Origin of the sequence: Nocardioides flavus (ex Wang et al. 2016) (assembly GCF_014653115.1) — a bacterium.
GTDB classification, from domain to species: Bacteria; Actinomycetota; Actinomycetes; order Propionibacteriales; family Nocardioidaceae; genus Nocardioides; species Nocardioides flavus.
This window is the reverse complement of record NZ_BNAD01000009.1, coordinates 1-21,022: the sequence shown is the minus strand read 5'-3', so window position 1 is coordinate 21,022 and position 21,022 is coordinate 1. Positions and strand designations below refer to the sequence as shown.

Here is a 21,022-nt window from a genome sequence, read left to right as displayed (position 1 = left end):
ATCGAGGGGTCAGTGGACCTGCCGCTCCTCGCCCTCCCAGTAGGGCTGGCGCAGCTTGAACTTCTGCAGCTTGCCGGTCGCGGTGCGCGCCAGCTCGTCGCGGAACTCCACCGACGTGGGCGCCTTGTAGCCGGCCGCCCTCTGCTTGCACCAGGCGATGAGCTCGGCCTCGTCGGCGCTCGCGCCCTCGGCCAGCACGACGAGGGCCTTGATGGTCTCGCCCCACTTCTCGCTGGGCACCCCGATCACGGCGACCTCGGCGACCGCGGGGTGGGAGAACAGCACGTCCTCGACCTCGATCGACGACACGTTCTCGCCGCCGGTGATGATCACGTCCTTCTTGCGGTCGCTGATCGTCAGGTAGCCGTCGTCGCCGATCGTGCCGCCGTCACCGGTGTGGAACCAGCCGTCGACGAGCGCCTTCTCCGTCTCGTCGGGTCGCTCCCAGTAGCCCTCCAGGATGACGTTGGACCGCGCCAGCACCTCGCCGTGCTCGTCGGTGCGCAGCCGTACGCCGATCGCGGGGGCGCCGGCGCGCACCAGCCTCGCCGCCCGCTCCTCCGCCGGGAGGTCGTCCCACTCCGCGCGCGCCCGGTTGACCGTCAACAGGGGCGAGGTCTCGGTGAGACCGTAGATCTGCACGAACTCCCAGCCGAGCTCCTCCTCCACGCGCACGACGGTCTTCGTCGGCGGCGGCGCGCCGGCCATGATGATCCGGACGCGGTCCCGGCCCGGGATCTCGCCCTCCCACTCCTGCGCCGCGTCGAGCACCGCTGCGGCCACGGCGGGCGCCGCGCACATCACGGTGACGCCGTGCTGCTCCACACGTCGCAGGATCTCGGCGCCGTCGACCTTGCGGAGGACGACCTGCGGGACGCCGAGCCCGGTCATCGCGAACGGCATCCCCCAGCCGTTGGCGTGGAACATCGGCAGCGTGTGGAGGTAGACGTCGCGGTCGGTGACCCCGGCGTGCAGGCCGAAGGTGACGGCGTTGGTCCACAGGTTGCGGTGCGTCAGCTGCACGCCCTTGGGCCGGGCGGTGGTGCCGGAGGTGTAGTTGATGGTCGCCGTGGCGTTCTCGTCCGGCTCCCAGGCGCGGGGCTCGGCGCCGGGCGCGGCGAACATCGACGCGTCCTCACCCAGCACGAACCGGTGCTCGACGTCGATGTCGCGCACCGAGTCGACGAGCTCGGGGTCGACGTAGAGCACCCGCGCGCCCGAGTGCGCCACGATGTAGGAGATCTCGTCGGGCCGCAGGCGGAAGTTGATCGGCACGAGCACGCGCCCGGACCCGCACACGCCGAAGAACGACGTCAGCAGGCGCGCGGAGTTGTGGCTGAGGATCGCGACGCGGTCGCCGACCTCGATGCCGAGCTCGTCGAGCCGAGCCGCCTGCCGGCGCGAGAGGTCGTACGCCTCGGCGTACGTCAGCGTGCCCAGCGACGCGGCCGGCTGGTCGGGCTCGTCGACGAACCCCGGCCGCTCGCCGTAGACGGCCGCGGCGCGCTCGATGAAGTCGGTGACGCTGAAGGGGACGATCATGCGGACACTGTGGCACGCGTCACCCTCGTCGACCACCGGGTCGTGCCATGCCTGCGACGGACGGCACGTGGTCCGCGACGAGCGGATCTAAGAGGCTTCTCATCTGCGTCTCACGCGCGCGCCACGATCGGCGACGACCATCACGACCATGGGACAGGTGACGAAGGTGCTGCTGCTCCTGGCGGTCGTGGTGCCGGTGACGGCCTACGTCGCCGGGTCGCTGGCCTCGCCCGGCGCACCTCCGCCGGCCGACCACAGCCCCGTCATCTTGCGCGACGCACCTGCCGACGAACCGGCACCGCCCGACCCCGCGCCCGCCTCACCCGCGCGCGAGCGCCAGGACGACCGCGAGCGCGACGACGACCGAGGACCTGACGAGGACCGTTCCGGACGCGAGGGTGGCGACCGGGCGCGCGTGGTGACACCGCAGCCCACACCGGTCGGGGAGGATGACGACGACGAGTGGGACGACGACGGGCTTGATGATGACGACACCGACGACGAGCGGACCGACGGGGACGACTGAGGGTGCCCGTCGTCGCTTCGCGCGCGTGTCCGTCCGGACCCGCCTCACCGCCGTCATCGCCGTCCTCACGGCCGCGGCGATGACCGGCGCCGGCCTGCTGGTGTACGCGCTGGAGTCCGCGCGCATCGAGCGCCAGGTGACAGCCCAGATCAGCCAGGAGATCGCGGAGTTCCGCGCGCTGCGCATCGATCCCAACACCGGCGAGGAGTTCGACGACGTCGGCCGCGTGCTCAACGTCTTCCTGACCCGCAACGTGCCCGACGACGACGAGATGCTCGTCGGCTACGTCCGCGGCGAGATCCCCGAGCGCACGGCCAACCGCTACGGCCAGGAGGTGCTCGACGAGCCCGCCTACCAGCAGGCGCTCACGGACCTGGCCGACGCCGGCGGCACCCGGGTGATCGAGTCGCCCACCTTCGGCGAGACCTGGGTGACCGTCGTGCCGGTGACCAATGCGCAGGGCGACGGCGCACTGGCGATCGTCAGCTTCCTGCGCGACGAGCACGCGGAGCTCGACCGCACGATGCAGACCTACGCGCTGGTCGCCCTGCTCTCCCTCGGCCTGATCACGACCATCGCGGCCTTCCAGTCCGGCCGACTGCTCGCTCCCTTGCGCATCCTGGAGAGCACCGCCCGCGAGATCACCGCGACCGACCTGTCTCGACGCATCCCCGAGCGCGGCAACGACGACATCACCGCCCTCACCCGCACGATCAACGGCATGCTCGAGCGCCTCGACGCCGGGTTCGCGGCACAGCGGCAGTTCCTCGACGACGCGGGGCACGAGCTCAAGACCCCGCTCACGGTCCTGCGTGGCCACCTCGAGCTGCTCGAGCACGAGGACCCCGACGAGCTGGTCCGGACCCGCGACCTGCTGCTCGACGAGGTCGACCGGATGTCGCGCCTGGTCGGTGACCTGATGCTGCTGGCCAAGAGCCGGCGCCCGGACTTCCTCGTCCTCGGGGAGGTCGAGCTCGCCACGCTGACCCAGTCCGTGCTGGCGAAGGCGCGAGCGCTCGGCGAGCGCGACTGGTCGCTGGACGCCGCAGCGCGCGGCCGCGCCGTGCTCGACGAGCAGCGCATCGCGGAGGCGCTGCTCCAGATCGCCGACGACGCGGTCAAGCACACCGACGACGGCTCGGTGGTCGCCATCGGGTCCTCCCTCGACGGCGACGAGGTCCGGCTCTGGGTCCGCGACACCGGCGACGGCATCCCGACCGAGGACCGCGCGTGCGTCGTCGAGCGGTTCGGCCGCAGCCACGTGCGCGCCGGCGACGACGGCTTCGGCCTGGGCCTGAGCATCGTCAGCGCCATCGCGGAGGCCCACGGCGGCACCGTACGGATCACCGACGCCGAGCCCCACGGGGCACACGTGGAGGTCGTCCTGCCCGCACGCACGTTGGCCCCGTGAGCCCATGACCACCCCGACGAGCGACGACGAGAGCGAGGAGACGACGTGGCGCAGATCCTGATCGTGGAGGACGAGGAGCGGATCGCCTCGTTCGTGGCCAAGGGGCTGCGCGCCGAGGGGCACCAGCCGACCGTGGCGTCCGACGGTCCGAGCGGGCTCGACGAAGCGCTGTCGGGACGCTTCGACCTCATGGTGCTCGACATCGGGCTGCCGGGGATGGACGGCTTCGAGGTGCTCGACCAGCTCCGGTCCCAGGGCAGCCGGATGCCGGTGATCATCCTGACGGCCCGCGACTCGGTCACCGACACCGTGACCGCCCTCGACGGCGGCGCCGACGACTACATGGCCAAGCCGTTCCGCTTCGCCGAGCTCATGGCGCGCGTACGGCTGCGGCTGCGGTCACTGGCCCCGCCCGAGACGCAGGCGAGCGGCGACGACCTCGTGGTGGGCCCGCTGCGGCTCGACCGGCGCACGCGCCGCATCTCCGGGCCGCAGGGCGAGTCGGAGCTCTCCGCGCGCGAGTTCGCGCTGGCCGAGATCTTCCTGCTCAACCCCGGCCAGGTGCTCACCCGCGAACAGCTCCTCGACCTGGTCTGGGGCTACGACTTCGATCCCGGGTCCAACGTCGTCGACGTCTACGTCGGCTATCTCCGCAAGAAGCTCGGCACGGCGACGATCGCCACCGTCCGCGGGGTCGGCTACCGGCTCAACCCCTGATCTCGCTAGCCCCTGATCCTGAACCCGGCGAGCGAGCCGCGGGGCAGGCCGGCGAGCACCGGCTCGAGGGCCTCGGCCACCTCGTGGGGCAGCGGCCGGGCGCCGGGGTCGACCTGCAGGCACGCCGCGACGACCTCGGCGACCACGGCCGGCACGTCGTCGGGCAGGGCAGCGGGCCGGGAGACGAGCTGCGGGAAGCGGTCGCGTACGTCGCGCGCGTCGGGGTCGCCGTGCTCGAACGGCCGGCGGCCCGCGACGGCGTGGAAGAGCGTCGCGCCGAGGCCCCACACGTCGGAGGCGAAGGACGGCACCGCTCCTCCGCCCTCGCGCGAGGCTCCCGGGTCGCACTGCTCGGGGGCCATGTAGGCGTCCGTGCCGATGGGGTGGCGCAGCCGGCGCGCGTCCTCCTCGGTCCGGGCGACCGAGAGGTCGATCAGGCGAGCCGGCGCCCCCATGATGACGTTGCTCGGCTTGATGTCGAGGTGGGTCCAGCCGATCGTGCGGAAGTAGTGCAGCGCGGCGGCCACGTCGATCGCGAGCGGGAGGTACTGCTGCTCCTGGAGCGGTCCGTACCGGCGGATCAGGCTCGACAGGCGCGGCCCGTCGATGTGCTCGAGCACGACGTGCGGGCGGTCGCCGTCCTGGCCGTCGCGCAGCCCTCGTACGACCACGGGGTGGTTGACGGTCGCGAGGGCGAGGACCTCCCGGCGCAGGCCGCGCCGGGAGGACTCGTCCTCGACCTGGGAGGGGCGCAGGACCTTCACCACGACCGGCGACCAGGTCACCTCGTCGAAGCACAGCCAGGCCTCGTAGGCCGCACCCCCGCCGAGCCGGCGCAGCGCGCTCAGCCCCGGCGCGAGGAGCTCGCCCTCGCCGAGGTGCCAGCCGTCGTCGTTCCTGCCCATGTCGCCCCTCCCCTGTCGGTCGCGGTCAGCGACGGGTGTCGTTGCGGCTGCGGTCGTTGGTCTTGTTGGCCGACCAGTCGCGGGTGCGGTCGCCGCCGTCGCGGGTCCAGTCGCGCGTCTTGTCACCGCGGCTGCGGTCGCGGTCACGGCTCACGTCGGTGACGCGGCTGTTGGTGTTGTCGTTGGTGTCGCGGCTCTGGTCGGTGTACGACGGGCTGTTGGTGTTCGTGTCGTCATCGTCGTCGTTGGTGTCATCGTCGTCGTCGTCGGCGACCAGCACCAGCGACGGCGCGTCGTCCTCACGCTTGGCAGCCTCGTCGCTGCCTGCCGAGACCACCGGCGACGACATGCCGATCAGCCCGAACGCGGTCAGGCCGGCGACACCCAGCAGGGTCGTGGGGAGGATCTTCCTCATCGTGGTTCCTCTCGTCGGGGGCCCGGTGCGGGCCCTGGTGTACGAGAAGTCTGCACGGGCGCCGTGAGCCGACCGTGAGGCGCGGATGAGAGGGCTCTCATGGAGGGCCGGAGAGACCGACCGGAGACGAGGACGGGTGCGTCGGGACGGTTTCGAACCGCCGACCGCTCGGGTGTAAACCGAGTGCTCTACCGCTGAGCTACCGACGCGCAGTGGCACACCCTACGGGACCGCGCGCCTGCTCGAGAAATGAGTTGAGCCGCTGGCGTCTCGGGTCACCAGCGGCTCAACAAGAAGAACGTTACACCCCGGCCCAAGGGTCGTTCCAAGAAAGTCGGAAAAGTCTCCGGACCTGTCTAGACCAGGTGCGTCTCGAGCGCCGCGTGCAGCTCGCGCAGGTGCTCGTCGAGGTCGCGTCCGTCAGGGTTCGCGTTGTGCACCGACCAGCGCAGCCGGCCCTCGCGGTCCACGACGTACGAGGAGCGCCGCGGCGCGCCGCGCACGGTGTCGAAGACCTCGTAGGCCGTCGAGACCGCGCCGTGCGGCCACCAGTCGGAGAGCAGCGGGAAGTTCAGTCCCTCCGTCTCGGCGAAGGTGCGCAGCGCGTAGACCGAGTCGCAGGAGATCGCCAGCACCTCGGTGTCGAAGGTGAGGAACTCGTCGAGACGGTCGCGCACGCCCGACAGCTCGCCGGTGCACACCCCGGTGAACGCGAACGGGAAGAACATCAGCACGACCGCCTTGCGCCCGCGGAAGTCGCTGAGCCGCACGTCCTGGCCGAACTGGTCGCGGAGCGTGAAGTCGGGTGCCTCGTCACCGATGCACAGTCCCTCGCAGGTCACGCTGGCTCCTCGCCGTCCTTCTGGTCCTCGGCCCGGTCCCACCCGGCGAGCTCCCGCTTGAGGATCTTGCCGGTGGCGTTGCGGGGCAGCTCGTCGAGGAACACGATCTCACGGGGCACCTTGAACCTCGCCAGGTTGGCCCTCACGTGCTCGCGCAGCTCGTCCTCCGACACCTCGCCGGTGCGCACCACGAAGGCGCGCAGTCGCTGACCATAGTCCGCGTCGCTGACACCGACTGCGGCGACCTCCCCCACGTGCTCGTGGGTGACGAGGCAGTCCTCGACCTCCTGCGGGAAGACGTTCTCGCCACCGGAGACGATCATGTCGTCGTCGCGGCCCGCGACGTGGAGCCGCCCGGCCTCGTCGAACCAGCCGAGGTCACCCGACGACATCAGCCCGTCCACGACCTCCTTGGACCCGCCGTGGGTGTAGCCCTCGAAGAGCAGCCCGTTGCCGACGAAGATCCGCCCGGTCACACCCCACGGCACCTCGCGGCCGGCGTCGTCGAGGATCCGCACGACGGTCCCGTGGGGCGGCCGGCCGGCCGACGTGGGGTCCGCTCGCAGGTCCTCTGGCGTGGCGATCGAGGCGTAGGCCACCTCGGTGGAGCCGTAGATGTTGTAGAGGTTGTCGCCGAAGCGGTCCATCCACTCCTGTGCGAGCGTCGCGGGCAGCGCCGAGCCGGACGAGGCGACCACCTCGACGCGGGAGAGGTCGATCCCGTCGAGCACCTCGTCGTCCAGCGCGAGCATCCGCTGGAGCATCACCGGGATCACCACGAGGGACTGGCAACGCTCGTCCTGCGTGGTCCGCAGCGCCGTCTCCGGGTCGAACGTGCGCCTCAGCACGACGGTCGATCCCAGCAGCATCGCGAGCGCGAGGTGGGCGAACCCCCACGTGTGGAACAGCGGGGCCGCGATGTGTGTACGCCACCCGGCCCGCAGCGGCATCCGCGACAGCAGCGACACGGCCGCGTCGATCCCGGCCTCCTTGCGCGGGGCACCCTTGGGGGCGCCGGTGGTGCCGGAGGTGAGGATCACGATGCGTGCGTGCCGCTGCGGCGGGTGCAGGTCGCCCTCGTCGTGGGCCGACACGAGCCGCTCGAGCGTCTCGCCGGAGCCCCGGTCGCCGTCGGTCCACGCCAGGAGGCGCCGCTCGACGCTGGCCCCCGCGAGCAGCCCGGTGAACTCCTCGTCGTGGATGACCATGACCGGCGCCTCGCGCTCGAGCACGTCGACCAGCTGCGGACCCGCGAACGCGGTGTTGAGGTAGAGGATGTCGGCGCCGAGCTTGGCCACGGCGATCGAGGCGTCGAGGAAGCCGCGGTGGTTGCGGCACATCACCGCGACCGAGTCCCCTTCGCGCACGCCGCGCTCGGCGAGCGCGCGGGCCAGGGAGTTCGACCGGCGGTGGAGCTCGCCCCACGTCAGCTCGCCGAGCTCGTCGACGAGGCCCACCTGGTGCGGCGAGCGGGCCGCCAGCGTGGCGAACCCGCCGGCCGGGCCGGTGCCCCAGCGCAGCACCACGCGACCGATCTCGGCGAGCGTGCGCGGGCCGTACGGGCGGATCACCCCGGCGCGACCGAGCACGCTGAGGGTCGTGGCGACACCGGATGCCCGGGCCGCGAGGGACGTCGTGAGGTCGCGAGCCGTCACGCGGGGGTCTTCGGAGCGACCAGGCGCGTGGCCTGCCAGTCCTTGCTCACCGCCGCGGTGGTCGTCTGCGAGAGGCCGGCGATCGGCGCCGCCTCGGCGATGTCCGAGGCGTCCACGGTGCCCGGGCGTCCGACCTTCGGGGTGAGGAGCCAGATCGAGCCGCCCCCGACGAGGTCGGTCAGCGCGTCCACGAGGCCGTCGACGAGGTCGCCGTCGTCGTCGCGCCACCACAGGAGCACGGCGTCGACCACGTTGCCGTAGTCGCCGTCCACCATGTCGGCGTCGATGGTGTCCTCGACCGCGATGCGCAGCTCGTCATCGGTGTCGTTGTCCCAGCCGAGTTCCTGGACGACCATGCCGGGCTTGAGCCCCAACCGGTCCCCCGTGCCTGTCACCGGGGCAGAGTCGCCCACCGTCGAGCTCACGCAGTGCCTCCAATGTCCGGGTGCGCCCGATCAGCATCGACCGGGCATGGTGCGCACAGTCCACAGGAACACGGCACGCCCCGCAACCCCGTCCCGCCCGACGGGCCCTCGGCGGGCCCGGGATGCACGCCTGCCGGGACTACCCGCGGGTAGATTTCGTGGGGCGGGCTCGCGTGACACGATGGGCAGGTGAGTGATGCTGAGAAGTCCACGAGCTCGTCGTCCGACCGGGGCCAGGCCAAGGTGTCGGTGATCCACGAAGGCCTCCCCACCCAGCTGCCCGACATCGACCCCGACGAGACGCAGGAGTGGCTCGCGTCCTTCGACGCGATGCTCGACGACCGGGGCCGCGACCGGGCGCGCTACGTGATGCTGCGCCTGCTCGAGCGCGCGCGCGAGAAGCAGGTCGGCGTTCCGGCGCTGCGCTCCACCGACTACATCAACACGATCCCGCCCGAGCGCGAGCCGTGGTTCCCCGGCGACGAGGAGGTCGAGCGCCGCATCCGTGCGTTCATCCGCTGGAACGCCGCGGTCATGGTCTCCTCGGCCAACCGCAAGGGCCTCGAGGTCGGGGGCCACATCGCGACCTACCAGTCCTCGGCCAGCCTCTACGAGGTCGGCTTCAACCACTTCTTCCGCGGCAAGGACCACGACGGCGGCGGCGACCAGATCTACATCCAGGGCCACGGCTCGCCGGGTGTCTACGCCCGCGCCTTCCTCGAGGGCCGCCTGAGCGAGGAGCAGCTCTACCGCTTCCGCCAGGAGGTCCAGCACGGCAAGGGCGCCGGCCTCCCGTCCTACCCGCACCCGCGCCTCATGCCGGACTTCTGGGAGTTCCCGACCGTCTCGATGGGCCTGACGGCCATCGGCTCGATCTACCAGGCGCGGTTCAACCGCTACCTGGACAACCGCGGCATCAAGGACACCAAGCAGCAGCGCGTGTGGGCCTTCATGGGCGACGGCGAGATGGCCGAGCCCGAGTCGCTCGGCGCGATCCGCGTCGCGGCGCGCGAGGAGCTCGACAACCTCACCTGGGTCATCAACTGCAACCTCCAGCAGCTCGACGGCCCCGTCACGGGCAACGGCAAGATCATCCAGGAGCTGGAGTCCAACTTCCGCGGCGCCGGGTGGAACGTCATCAAGGTCATCTGGGGCCGCGAGTGGGACGCCCTGCTCGCCAAGGACGTCGACGGCGTGCTGGTCAACCGGATGAACACCACGCCCGACGGCCAGTTCCAGACCTACTCCACCGAGGACGGCGGCTACATCCGCGACCACTTCTTCGGCGGCGACCCGCGCCTGCGCAAGATGGTCGAGCACATGTCGGACACGCAGATCGAGAAGCTGCCCCGCGGCGGCCACGACTACCGCAAGGTGTACGCCGCCTTCGACGCCGCGACCAAGCACACCGGCCAGCCGACCGTGATCCTCGCCCACACCATCAAGGGCTGGACGATCGACGCCCTCGAGGGCAAGAACGCCACGCACCAGATGAAGAAGCTGACCCTGCCGGACCTCAAGAAGTTCCGCGACCGGCTCTACCTGCCGATCAGCGACCGCGACCTCGAGGAGTCCTACGAGTCCACCGGCGGCGCGCCGTTCTTCCACCCGGGCGCCGACGCCCCCGAGATCGAGTACATGCTCGAGCGCCGCACGGCCCTCGGCGGATCGATCCCGCGTCGCGTCAACCGGGCCACCGCCCTCAAGCTGCCCGGCGACGAGCTGTACGCCGACCTCAAGCAGGGCTCCGGCAAGAACAAGATCGCCTCGACGATGGCCGTCGTCCGGCTGCTGCGCGACTGGATGAAGGACCCGGAGATCGGCGAGCGCGTGGTGCCGATCGCCCCCGACGAGTACCGCACCTTCGGCATGGACTCGATGTTCCCGAGCGCCAAGGTCTACAACCCGGGCGGCCAGCAGTACGAGTCGGTCGACCGCAAGCTGCTCCTGTCCTACAAGGAGTCGCAGCAGGGCCAGATGCTGCACGAGGGCATCTCCGAGGCAGGCGCCATGGCCTCCGCGACGGCCGCCGGCTCTGCCTACTCCACGCACGGCGAGCACATGATCCCGTTCTACATCTTCTACTCGATGTTCGGGTTCCAGCGCACCGGCGACTCGATCTGGGCGATGGCCGACCAGCTCGCGCGCGGCTTCCTGATCGGCGCCACCGCCGGTCGTACGACGCTGACCGGCGAGGGCCTGCAGCACGCCGACGGCCACTCGCCGCTCCTCGCGGCGACCAACCCGGCGATCGTCCACTACGACCCGGCCTTCGCCTACGAGATCAGCCACATCATGCAGGACGGCCTCGAGCGGATGTACGGCTCGGGCGGCCCCGACGGTCAGGGCGAGGACGTCATCTACTACCTGACGGTCTACAACGAGCCGGTCTCGCAGCCGGCCGAGCCCTCCGACGTCGACGTCGACGGCATCCTGCGCGGCATCCACAAGGTCTCGACCGCCGAGGGCGAGGGCCCGCGGGTCCAGCTGATGGCCTCCGGCGTCGGCTACCCGTGGATCGAGGACGCTGCACGGATGCTCGCCGAGGACTGGGGCGTGCAGTCCGACCTGTGGTCGGTCACCTCCTGGAACGAGCTGGCCCGCGACGGTGCCGCCGCCGAGCAGTGGAACCTGCTCCACCCCGGCGAGGAGAAGCGCACCGCCTACGTCAGTGACAAGCTGGCCGGCGTGCAGGGACCGGTCGTGGCGGTGTCCGACTACATGCGGGCCGTCCCGCTGCAGATCGCGCGGTGGGTCCCGGCCGACTACCGCGTGCTCGGCGCCGACGGCTTCGGCTTCGCCGACACCCGTCCGGCCGCGCGGCGCTTCTTCCACATCGACGCCGTCAGCGTCGTCGTCCAGGCCCTCCAGGCGCTGGCCGACGCCGGCCAGTTCCCGGTGGAGAAGGTCGTCGAGGCCGCCGAGCGCTACCGCATCGACGACCCGACCGCGACCAAGGACATCAAGCAGGAGGGCGGGGACGCCTGATCCGGCGTCCGCACCCGTCGAGGCCCGCCTGCCCCTCTGGGGTCAGGCGGGCTTCGCGCGTCGTACGGCGTGGACCGGCGCCAGCGGCGACTCCCCCGCCTCGGCCTGCACCGGGAGGGTCGGACCGCCCTCGTGCAGCAGCTCACGCCAGCGCTCGCGGTCGTAGTGGCTCGGCTCGGTCGACCGGATGAAGTCGCGCACGATCTTGACGAACCGCTCGGGGTGGTCGCGGTGGGGGAAGTGCCCGGCGTTGGGGACGATCTCGATGCGGGCCGACGGCGCGAGAGCGCTCGCGTTGCTGGCGTGGCTGACCGGGATGACCATGTCGTCGGCCCCCCAGACGACGCACATGGGCATCGCCTCGGTGAGGTAGGCCCGGTCGGCCATCGTGACGATCTGGCCGCGCCAGTCGACGACCGCGCGCACGACGTGACGGATCGCCGCGCGGGTGCGGGGGTCCTTGAACGAGTCGTAGATGTCGGCGACCTCGCCGAGGTCGCGTGCCTGGGGCACCCGGCTGCGGGCGAGCAGCCGCAGGGTCGCGGTGGTCACGTGGCGCAGCACCGGAGCCGTCAGCACCCCCATCGCCTGGTGGAACCCGGGCGTGGTGATGGCCCGGATCGCCGGACTCACGTCGGGCCCCAGTCCCCCGGACCCGACCAGGACGAGCCGCTCGGTCCGCTCGGGGTACTGGTAGGCGAACTGCATCGCCACTCCCCCACCGAAGCTGTGCCCCACCACGGTCGCGGAGTCGACGCCCAGCATCGTGAGCAGGTCGCGCATGCCGTTCGCGTAGCCGCCGACGCTGTAGTCGGCGCGCGGCTTGTCCGAGGCGCCGTGGCCGAGGAGGTCGGGCGCGATGACGGTGTGGGTGCGCGCCAGCGACTCCAGCACCGGGGTCCAGGTCGTGTGGTCGCAGCCCAGGCCGTGCAGCAACAGGACGACGGGGCCCGAGCCCATCCGGACGTACGCGCGACGGTGCCCGTGCACGGTGACGTGCTGCAGGTGCGGACTGGTGCGACGCGGCACGGGGACTCCAAGGGGCCGGGGGCAGGCCCCGGATTCAACCAGACGACGGGGCCGTGGCACGCGCCGGACCGGCGGCGGCGTCAACCGATGCCAAGTCGTGACCTCCTTGGGCAGGCACCACCCTCCTTCGTGGGAATCCCACTACGGACCACCGGCCACTAGAGTCGCCCCATGCCGCCGTCCCGTCGTCGCGCCGCCGAGGCGCTGCGCAACTCCACCGGGGCGCTGAGCACGGCCGCGACGGGCCGCATGTCGACCGACCTGCCGTGGTTCGACGACCTCAGCGCCCAGGACCGCTCGTGGGTCGGCCTCATCGTCCAGGCCGGCATCCGGGGCTTCGTCGACTGGTACGACCAGGAGGTCGAGGCCACGGCGCACGACCCCCTCGACGTCGTCGTCTTCGGTGCCGCGCCGCGCGAGCTGACCGGCGTGATCTCGCTCCAGCAGACCGTGGAGCTGGTGCGGCTCAGCATCCGGGTGGTCGAGACCACGATCGACGCCCTGCTCGACCCCGAGGACGCCCGCGAGGTCCACGACGCGGTCCTGCTGTACGCCCGCGAGGTCGCGTTCGCCACCGCAGCCGTCTATGCCCGCGCGGCGGAGTCCCGCGGCGCGTGGGACGCCCGCCTCGAGGCGCTGGTCGTCGATGCCGTCGTCCGCGCCGAGGCCGACGAGACCGTGCTGTCGCGCGCCAGCGCGCTGGGCTGGGGCGCGCACGGCGACGTGGCCGTGGTGCTGGGTGCGGTGCCGCCCCACCGCGCGGAGCTCGACGTCTTCGAGTCCGTACGCCGCTCCGCCCGCGCCGGCGGCATGGACGCCCTGTGCGCCACCCAGGGCGAGCGGCTGGTCGTCGTGCTCGGCGGCGTGAGCGACCCGCTCCCGGCGGCGACGCGGCTGCTCGACCACTTCGGTGACGGCCCCGTCGTGGTCGGCCCGGTCACCGCCGACCTGGCGCACGCCAGCGCATCGGCGCGGGCGGCCCTCTCGGCCCACCGCGCCGCCAGCGGCTGGCCCGACGCGCCCCGGCCCGTGGCGAGCCGCGACCTGCTGCCCGAGCGGGTGCTCGCCGGCGACGGCCACGCCCGGCGCCACCTCGTCGACGAGGTCTACCTGCCGCTGATGGCGGTGCGCGGCACGCTGCTCGAGACGCTCGGCGCCTGGTTCGAGCACGGCTCCTCGATCGAGGCGACCGCGCGGGCGCTGTTCGTGCATCCCAACACCGTGCGCTACCGCCTGCGCCAGGTCACCGACGTGACGGGGTGGTCGCCGACCCGCCCGCGCGAGGCGTTCACCCTGCAGCTGGCGCTGATCCTAGGGCGACAGTCCGGCCGGACGGAACTGTAGGAACCCTACAAACTTCTGGGGGTGACTTTCGTGGGCGTCGGACCCGCGTCGGCGGGTGCCGAGGCGGCAGAGTGGTCGTCGTGCTCGTCATCGTCGCCCCCGGCCAGGGGGCCCAGACCCCCGGATTCCTCACGCCCTGGCTGGAGGACCCCACCTTCGCCGCGCGCTTCGACTGGTTGGCCACAGTGGCCGGCATCGACCTGGCCCACTACGGGACCGAGGCCGACGCCGAGACCATCCGGGACACCAAGGTCGCCCAGCCCCTGCTGGTCGCCACCGGGCTCGTCGCGGCGCTCGACCTGTTCCCCCATCCCGCCGACGCGTTCTCGCGCATCGGCGCGGTCGCCGGGCACAGCGTCGGTGAGCTGACCGCCGCCGCCGGCGCCCGGGTGATCACCGCCGAGCAGGCGATGGTGCTGGTGCGCGAGCGGGGCAACGCGATGGCCGACGCCGCGGCCGTCACCGCGACCGGCATGACCGCCGTCCTCGGCGGCGACCGCGAGGAGGTCCTCGCCGCCGTCGAGCGCCACGGGCTGACCGCCGCCAACGACAACGGTCCCGGCCAGGTCGTCGCCGCGGGCACCATGGAGCAGCTCGCCGCGTTCGCCGAGGAGCCGCCCGCCAAGGCCCGCCTGATGCCGCTCAGCGTCGCCGGCGCCTTCCACACCAGCCACATGGGGCCGGCCGTCGACCGTCTGGCCTCCCTCGCCCGGTCGGTCTCCACCCACGACCCGCGCACCCCGGTCATCTCCAACCGTGACGGCCAGGTCGTCCACGACGGACGCGACGTGCTGCGCCGCATCGTGGGCCAGATCGCCAACCCCGTCCGCTGGGACCTCTGCATGGAGACGATGAGCGACCTCGGCGTCACCGGCATCCTCGAGATGCCGCCCGCCGGCACCCTCACCGGCATCGCCAAGCGCGCCCTCAAGGGTGTCGAGACCTTCGCGCTCAAGACCCCGGACCAGCTCGATGCCGCCCGCGAGTTCTGCGACAAGCACGGGGAGGCGTCGATGATCGAGACCTCGCCGACCTGGCGCATGGTCGTGTCGCCGGCCAAGGGCACGTTCCACCTCTCCCCCGAGAACGGCGACCTCCGCGTCCTGCCCCCGGGCGCCAGCATCGGCGCCGTCGCCAGCCTCCGCGACCGTCTCGAGGTGAGCGCACCCCACGGCGGCACGGTCGTCGAGTGGCTCGTCGAGGACGGCGACCTCGTCTCGCCCGGCCAGCCGCTGCTGCGGCTGCACCCCGAGGCCACGCCCTGATGGCGCCGATCACCGGTACGACAGGCGCCCCGCACGCGCGCATCCTCGGCGTCGGCGCCTACCGGCCAGCACGCATCGTGCCCAACTCCGAGGTCGTCGACGCGATCGACTCCAGTGACGAGTGGATCCAGCAGCGCTCCGGGATCAGGACGCGACGCTGGGCCGGCCCCGAGGAGTCGGTGCAGATGATGTCCGTCGAGGCGTCGCGGATCGCCATCGAGCGGGCCGGGCTCGACGTCGGCCAGATTGACTGCATCGTCGTCGCCACGGTGAGCCACCTGCTCCAGACCCCCGCCGTCGCGACCGCGATCGCCCACGAGCTGGGCACCGACGGCGCAGCCGCCTTCGACATCTCTGCGGCCTGCTCGGGGTTCTGCCACGGCATCGCACTAGCCTCCGACATCGTCCGCGCCGGCAGCGCACGCCACGTCCTCGTGGTCGGCGTGGAGCGACTCACCGACATCCTCGACCTCACCGACCGCGGCACCGCCTTCATCTTCGCCGACGGCGCGGGTGCGGCGGTCGTCGGACCGAGCGATACACCCGGCATCGGTCCGGTGGTGTGGGGCTCCGACGGCGAGAAGTTCGACCTGATCCGCCAGCGCGAGGACTGGCGCGACGTCGTCGGCTCCGACACGCAGCCCGGCTCCGGCGTGATGCCGCACCTGACCATGCAGGGCAACCCGGTCTTCCGGTGGGCCTCGTTCGCGATGGCCAAGATCGGCCAGCAGGCGCTCGACGCCGCCGGCGTCTCCCTCGACGAGCTCGACGTCTTCGTCCCCCACCAGGCCAACATGCGCATCATCGACGCCATGGCGCGCTCGATGAAGCTGCCCGAGAGCGTCAGGATCGCGCGCGACGTCGCCGACCAGGGCAACACGTCCGCCGCGTCCGTCCCGCTCGCGCTCGACCGGATGATGGCCGAGGGCGAGGCGAGGTCGGGCGACACCGCCCTGCTCATCGCCTTCGGCGCCGGGCTCTCCTACGCCGCCCAGGTCGTCACCGTCCCCTGACCCCCGAGACCAGACCAAGCACCACCCACCACCAGAAAGGGAGGCCCATGGCCACCACCGAAGAAATCCGCGCCGACCTCGCCGACATCGTCAACGAGGTCGCCGGCGTCGACGCCGACGACGTCCAGCTCGACAAGTCGTTCGTCGACGACCTCGACGTCGACTCGCTCTCCATGGTCGAGGTCGTCGTGGCCGCCGAGGAGAAGTTCGGCGTGACCATCCCCGACGACGAGGTCAAGAACCTCAAGACCGTCGGCGACGCCGTCGCCTACATCGAGCGCGCCCAGGGCTGACGCCCTCCCCCGCGTCACGGGTGGCCGGTGTCCAGCCCGGCCCCCGTGACCCAGGAACCTCCCGAACCCCGCAAGAAACGGAACCCCATCTGATGCCCTCGACCCGCGTAGTCGTCACCGGCCTCGGCACCACCTCCCCTGTCGGAGGCGACGTCGCCTCCACGTGGCAGGCCATGCTGGCCGGCACGTCCGGCATCAGGCACCTCACCGACGAGTGGGTCGACCAGCTGCCGGTGCGGATCGGTGGTCGCGTGGCCGTCGAGCCCAGCGAGGTCCTCGAGCGGGTCAAGGCCCGTCGCCTCGACCGCTCGAGCCAGTTCGCGATGGTCGCGGCCGCGCAGGCGTGGGCCGACGCGGGCCTCGAGGGCTCGGGCCTCGAGCCCGAGCGCCTCGCCGTCGCGGTGGCCTCGGGCATCGGTGGCGTCACCACCCTGCTCCAGAACTACGACACGCTCCTCGAGAAGGGCGCGCGTCGTGTCTCCCCGCTCGCGGTCCCCATGCTCATGCCCAACGCGCCGGCCGCCAACGTCAGCCTCACCTACGGCGCCCGCGCCGCGGTGCACGCACCCACGTCGGCGTGCGCGTCCGGCAACGAGGCCATCGCCATGGCGATCGACATGATCCGCCTCGGCCGCGCCGACGTCGTCCTCGCCGGCGGCACCGAGGCCGCGATCCACCCGCTGCCGATGGCCGCCTTCGCCAACATGATGGCGCTGTCGAAGACCGGCAGCGAGGAGGGCGGCGACCCCACGCGTGTGTCGCGCCCTTGGGACACCGCGCGCGATGGCTTCGTCCTCGGCGAGGGTGGTGCCGTCCTCGTCCTCGAGTCCGAGGAGCACGCCCGCGCGCGTGGCGCCACGGTGTACGCCGAGGTGCGCGGCGCCGGCATCAGCAACGACGCCCACGACATCGCCCAGCCCGACCCCGAGGGCCGCGGCGGCACCCGCGCCATCCAGATGGCGCTCCGCGAGGGCGACGTCGACCCCGCGACCGTCGTCCACGTCAACGCACATGCCACCTCCACGCCCAAGGGCGACATCGCCGAGGGCCTCATGCTCCACGCCGTCCTCGGCGAGCACGCCGACCGGTGCGTGGTGACCAGCACCAAGTCGATGACCGGCCACCTGCTCGGCGGCGCCGGCGCGCTCGAGGCCGTCGCGACCGTGATGGCGCTGCACGACCGCGTCAGCCCGCCGACGATCAACCTCGACGAGAAGGACCCCGAGGTCGACCTGGACATCCCCACGTCGCGACGCGACCTGCCCGAGGGCGACATCGTCGCGCTCAACAACTCCTTCGGCTTCGGCGGCGCCAACGTCGCGGTGGCCTTCGGCAGCGTCTGACCCGACGACCACCCACGGAGGACCACCGATGACGACCACCGCCGCCAAGCCCGCCAAGCTGCCCCGCGAGGAGGACCCGCGCAACCCGGTCCACCGCCTCACCGCGCTCCTCGACGAGGGGACCCTCGAGCTCCTCACCCCCGACGACGACTCGGGCATGCTCGCGGCGGTGGGCCGTGTCGACGGCACCTCGGTGGTCGCCTTCTGCAGCGACGCCACCGTGATGGGCGGCGCCATGGGCGACCTGGGCTGCCGTGTCGTCGTCGACGCCTACCACCGCGCGATCACCGACGGCGTGCCGATCATCGGTCTCTGGCACTCCGGTGGCGCGCGCCTGGCCGAGGGCGTCCTGTCCCTCCACGCGGTCGGACGCATCTTCCAGGTCATGACCCAGGCGTCGGGAGTGATCCCACAGATCTCGGTCGTCCTCGGCCCCGCGGCCGGCGGCGCGGCCTACGGCCCGGCGCTCACCGACGTGGTCATCCTCGGTCCCGAGGGCCGCATCTTCGTCACCGGTCCCGACGTGGTCCGGTCGGTGACCGGCGAGGACGTCGACATGCTGCGCCTCGGTGGGCCCGAGCCGCACGGGCGCCGGTCCGGCGTCGTCCACATCCTCACCGAGTCCGAGCGCGAGGCCCTCGACCGCGCCCGTACGGTCGCCTCCCTGCTCGGTGCGCAGCACAGCCTCGACGTCGACGCCGTCGAGGACCGCGACCTCGAGGCGCTGCTTCCGGAGTCGAAGAAGCGCGCCTACGACGTGCACCCACTCGTGGAGGCGATTCTGGACGAGGGCACGATGCAGGAGCTCCACGCGCGTTGGGCGCCCAACATCGTCACCGCGCTCGGCCGCTTCGGTGGGCGAACGGTCGGCGTGGTCGCCAACAACCCCCTGCGCCTCGGCGGCTGCCTGGACTCCCTGTCGGCGGAGAAGGCGTCACGCTTCGTCCGCATGTGCGATGCGTTCGGCGTGCCGCTCGTCGTGCTCGTGGACGTCCCCGGCTACCTGCCGGGCGTCGGCCAGGAGTGGGACGGAGTCGTACGCCGCGGGGCCAAGCTGCTGCACGCGTTCGGCGAGTGCGTGGTCCCCCGGATCACCCTCGTGACCCGCAAGACCTACGGTGGCGCCTACATCGCCATGAACGCCCGGTCGCTCGGAGCCACCCGCGTCCTGGCCTGGCCGGGCGCGGAGGTGGCGGTGATGGGTGCGGTGGCGGCGATCCGCATCCTGCACCGCCGCAAGCTCTCCGAGGTCTCCCCCGAGATCCGGCCCCAGGTCGAGGCCGAGCTCGCCGCCGAGCACGAGCGCATCGCCGGCGGCGTCGACAAGGCGGTCGAGATCGGCGTCGTGGACGAGGTGGTCGAGCCCAGCCGCACCCGCAGCGCCATCGCCGCAGCGATGCGCCACGAGATCGACACCGCCGGCGTGCGCCGCGGACGCCACGGCAACATCCCGCTCTGACGCGGGGCTACAGCCTCAGACGACCTGGTGCAGCCACCGCACCGGTGCGCCCTCGCCCGCGTGGCGGAAGGTCTCCAGCTCGTCGTCCCACGGCTTGCCCAGGAGGTTGTCGATCTCCAGCAGCAGCGTGGTGTCGCCGAGCGCGGCCTTGACCACGGCGGCCTTGAGCCGGTCCTCCGGGATCAGGATGTCGCCGTGCGGCCCGGTGATGGCGTGGAAGATCCCCAGGTCAGGCGTGCACGAGAAGCGGGTGCCCTCGGTCGAGCTGGTCGGCTCCTCGGTGATCTCGAACCGGAGGTGGTTCCATCCACGCAGCGCCGACGCGACAGCCGCCGCCGTGCCGGCGGCGCCGGTCCACGACAGCTCGGCACGATAGGCACCCGGCTGGGCGGGCTGCGGCGTCCAGTCGAGCGAGACGGCAACTCCGAGGACTCCGCCCACGGCCCACTCGATGTGCGGGCAGAGAGCGGAGGGAGCAGAGTGCACGTAGAGAATGCCCCGCGTACCCGGACCGTCCGGGCGGGAAGCAATGCGTGTGGTCACCGTGACCTCCTTGAGTTCCGACGCTCCAGATGCGCCTTCCCCAGCGTTCTGTCGTCAGTGCTCAACAAGAGTCGAGTGACACGTATGTGATTAGTGCCCCTATTGTGACCCATGTGGCGCCCGAACGCCAGCAGGTCACGCCGATCAGGACTGTCGGCGCTCGAGGAGGTCCGCACGCTCGGCGGAGTCGGTGAGCTCCTCGGAGTCGATCGCGTGCGTACGGTGGAACCACGCCAGCGCGTCGGACTCCCGCCCGGCCGCCTCCAGCGTGTCCGCGTAGGCGTACCGCAGCCGCACGACCCAGGCGGAACGGCTCTTGGACGTCAGCGGCGCGAGCTCGAGCGTCCGCAGCGCTGCGTCGAGCTGGCCCATGTCCCGCCGCGCCCCGGCCTCGACGAGCGTCATCTCTGCCTTGGCCTCGGAGCTGAAGTTGGCGACCGACGGGCTCTTGGCCAGCTTGATCGCCTGCTCCGGGTTGCCGAGGGCGCGGTGGCAGTCCGCCATGATCGGGAGGTAGTCCGTGGCGCCGTTCATCCGCTTGGCCGCGCGCAGCTCCGACAGCGCCTCGGCATAGTGGCCGGCGGCGTAGGCGGTCTCGCCGGCAGCCTCGCGCACCACCGCGATCCTCGAGGCGCGCGCTCGGGCCGCGAGGGCGTGCTGGTACGCGAGCTCGGGGTCCTCGTCGATGAAGGCGCCGGCAGCGGCCAGGTGTCGTGCCACGCGTGCGGCGAGCTTCTCGGGAAGTCCCTTCAGCTGGGCGCGGACGCCGCGGTCGAGCTCGGCACCTGTGATGCCCTCGGGGAGATCGGGACCGTCGTACGCCGCCTGGTCGGCGGTGCGTGGCTTCTCCTCCGTACGCCCACGGAAGGACCGCTGCTGCGAGCTCGACGGCCGCTTCCCGCCGGGCTTGCCGCCCGTGGGCCTGCCGCCTCCGGCCGGCTTGCCGTCGCCGGACCTGCCGCCCTGGTGGCCACCGCGGGCCGAGCCACCCCGTCCACCACCGGACGAGCTGCCTCGGCCCGCGCCGGAGCCACCTCGTGACGATCGCTGTCCTCGACGGTCCTCGGCCACAGCCGCACTCTCCTTCTTCCTTGCATCGGCCCCCGTCACCGGGTCAACCGTACTCACTCCATGCCATGAAATGGCACAGGGGCCACCAGTCTCCTGGTGGCCCCTGCCAAATGTTTGTCCGGCGGCGTCCTACTCTCCCACAACCTCTCGGTTGCAGTACCATCGGCGCTGAAAGGCTTAACTTCCGGGTTCGGTATGGGACCGGGTGTTTCCCGTTTCGCTATGGCCGCCGTAAC

19 protein-coding genes, 1 tRNA gene and 1 rRNA gene are annotated in these 21,022 nt (G+C 71.8%); 10 read left to right on the top strand and 11 right to left on the bottom strand.

Annotation, left to right across the window (positions count from 1 at the left end; genetic code table 11):
• Window positions 1–9 precede the first annotated feature (9 nt).
• On the bottom strand, window positions 10–1,542 hold the full coding sequence (locus IE200_RS14380; RefSeq protein WP_191280179.1) for an AMP-binding protein: 1,533 nt from the start codon (window positions 1,540–1,542) through the stop codon (window positions 10–12).
• Between the two features lie 148 nt (window positions 1,543–1,690).
• On the opposite strand from IE200_RS14380, the gene IE200_RS14375 reads away from it, so the two are divergent.
• From IE200_RS14375 to IE200_RS14365, 3 genes are read left to right on the top strand one after another with little or no spacing between them, the layout of a single operon-like run.
• Entirely contained in the window at window positions 1,691–2,068 is a 378-nt protein-coding gene (locus IE200_RS14375) for a hypothetical protein (RefSeq protein WP_191280178.1), read from the top strand.
• A 25-nt stretch (window positions 2,069–2,093) separates the two neighbouring features.
• Window positions 2,094–3,479 carry a sensor histidine kinase gene (locus IE200_RS14370; protein WP_229856566.1) on the top strand — a complete coding sequence of 462 codons (1,386 nt, stop codon included), beginning with the start codon at window positions 2,094–2,096 and terminating at the stop codon, window positions 3,477–3,479.
• A 45-nt stretch (window positions 3,480–3,524) separates the two neighbouring features.
• Window positions 3,525–4,196, top strand: a complete 672-nt coding sequence (locus tag IE200_RS14365; RefSeq protein ID WP_191280176.1) for a response regulator transcription factor — start codon at window positions 3,525–3,527, stop codon at window positions 4,194–4,196.
• Window positions 4,197–4,201: 5 nt separating this feature from the next.
• On the opposite strand, the gene IE200_RS14360 is transcribed toward IE200_RS14365, so the two are convergent.
• From IE200_RS14360 to IE200_RS14335, 6 genes are all read right to left on the bottom strand, one after another.
• Complete coding sequence (locus IE200_RS14360) at window positions 4,202–5,101, bottom strand: serine/threonine-protein kinase (RefSeq protein ID WP_191280175.1); 900 nt, start codon at window positions 5,099–5,101, stop codon at window positions 4,202–4,204.
• Between the two features lie 25 nt (window positions 5,102–5,126).
• Window positions 5,127–5,516 carry a hypothetical protein gene (locus IE200_RS14355; RefSeq protein ID WP_191280174.1) on the bottom strand — a complete coding sequence of 130 codons (390 nt, stop codon included), beginning with the start codon at window positions 5,514–5,516 and terminating at the stop codon, window positions 5,127–5,129.
• A 137-nt stretch (window positions 5,517–5,653) separates the two neighbouring features.
• Window positions 5,654–5,725: transfer RNA gene (locus IE200_RS14350), tRNA-Val, on the bottom strand.
• A 147-nt stretch (window positions 5,726–5,872) separates the two neighbouring features.
• On the bottom strand, window positions 5,873–6,358 hold the full coding sequence (locus IE200_RS14345) for a peroxiredoxin (protein WP_191280173.1): 486 nt from the start codon (window positions 6,356–6,358) through the stop codon (window positions 5,873–5,875).
• On the bottom strand, window positions 6,355–8,013 hold the full coding sequence (locus tag IE200_RS14340; RefSeq protein WP_191280172.1) for an AMP-binding protein: 1,659 nt from the start codon (window positions 8,011–8,013) through the stop codon (window positions 6,355–6,357). The genes IE200_RS14345 and IE200_RS14340 overlap by 4 nt, the downstream gene beginning before the upstream one ends.
• Window positions 8,010–8,408 (bottom strand): DUF3052 domain-containing protein, encoded by a 399-nt coding sequence (locus IE200_RS14335; protein WP_268245549.1) that lies wholly within the window; start codon window positions 8,406–8,408, stop codon window positions 8,010–8,012. The genes IE200_RS14340 and IE200_RS14335 overlap by 4 nt, the downstream gene beginning before the upstream one ends.
• A gap of 273 nt (window positions 8,409–8,681) precedes the next feature.
• Between IE200_RS14335 and aceE the strand changes: the two genes are divergently transcribed.
• Window positions 8,682–11,426, top strand: a complete 2,745-nt coding sequence (gene aceE / locus IE200_RS14330; RefSeq protein ID WP_456237864.1) for a pyruvate dehydrogenase (acetyl-transferring), homodimeric type — start codon at window positions 8,682–8,684, stop codon at window positions 11,424–11,426.
• Between the two features lie 42 nt (window positions 11,427–11,468).
• Here the strand turns inward: aceE and IE200_RS14325 are convergent, their stop codons facing one another.
• Window positions 11,469–12,455 carry an alpha/beta fold hydrolase gene (locus tag IE200_RS14325; RefSeq protein ID WP_229856564.1) on the bottom strand — a complete coding sequence of 329 codons (987 nt, stop codon included), beginning with the start codon at window positions 12,453–12,455 and terminating at the stop codon, window positions 11,469–11,471.
• 171 nt (window positions 12,456–12,626) lie between these two features.
• Here IE200_RS14325 and IE200_RS14320 point away from each other — a divergent pair, with 171 nt between their 5' ends.
• The 6 genes from IE200_RS14320 (at window position 12,627) to IE200_RS14295 (ending at window position 19,172) form a co-directional block, all read left to right on the top strand.
• Window positions 12,627–13,799 carry a PucR family transcriptional regulator gene (locus tag IE200_RS14320; protein ID WP_191280170.1) on the top strand — a complete coding sequence of 391 codons (1,173 nt, stop codon included), beginning with the start codon at window positions 12,627–12,629 and terminating at the stop codon, window positions 13,797–13,799.
• Window positions 13,800–13,879: 80 nt separating this feature from the next.
• Window positions 13,880–15,064 (top strand): acyltransferase domain-containing protein, encoded by a 1,185-nt coding sequence (locus tag IE200_RS14315; protein WP_191280169.1) that lies wholly within the window; start codon window positions 13,880–13,882, stop codon window positions 15,062–15,064.
• Window positions 15,064–16,077: a beta-ketoacyl-ACP synthase III gene (locus tag IE200_RS14310; protein ID WP_191280168.1), complete on the top strand. Its 1,014-nt coding sequence runs from the start codon at window positions 15,064–15,066 to the stop codon at window positions 16,075–16,077. Before IE200_RS14315 ends, IE200_RS14310 begins: the two co-directional genes overlap by 1 nt.
• Before the next feature lie 47 nt (window positions 16,078–16,124).
• Window positions 16,125–16,370, top strand: a complete 246-nt coding sequence (locus IE200_RS14305) for an acyl carrier protein (protein ID WP_129456799.1) — start codon at window positions 16,125–16,127, stop codon at window positions 16,368–16,370.
• Between the two features lie 92 nt (window positions 16,371–16,462).
• A complete protein-coding gene (locus IE200_RS14300; protein WP_191280167.1) occupies window positions 16,463–17,713 on the top strand; it encodes a beta-ketoacyl-[acyl-carrier-protein] synthase family protein in 1,251 nt (416 codons plus the stop codon).
• Window positions 17,714–17,741: 28 nt separating this feature from the next.
• A complete protein-coding gene (locus IE200_RS14295) occupies window positions 17,742–19,172 on the top strand; it encodes an acyl-CoA carboxylase subunit beta (RefSeq protein WP_191280166.1) in 1,431 nt (476 codons plus the stop codon).
• Between the two features lie 15 nt (window positions 19,173–19,187).
• Here the strand turns inward: IE200_RS14295 and IE200_RS14290 are convergent, their stop codons facing one another.
• The 3 genes from IE200_RS14290 to rrf form a co-directional block, all read right to left on the bottom strand.
• Entirely contained in the window at window positions 19,188–19,667 is a 480-nt protein-coding gene (locus IE200_RS14290) for a DUF3145 domain-containing protein (RefSeq protein WP_268245550.1), read from the bottom strand.
• Window positions 19,668–19,859: 192 nt separating this feature from the next.
• The gene (locus tag IE200_RS14285) at window positions 19,860–20,786 is read right to left on the bottom strand and encodes a tetratricopeptide repeat protein (protein WP_191280165.1); all 927 of its coding nucleotides are present in this window, start codon (window positions 20,784–20,786) and stop codon (window positions 19,860–19,862) included.
• A gap of 116 nt (window positions 20,787–20,902) precedes the next feature.
• Window positions 20,903–21,020: ribosomal RNA gene (gene rrf / locus IE200_RS14280) — 5S ribosomal RNA — on the bottom strand.
• Window positions 21,021–21,022: the final 2 nt, after the last annotated feature.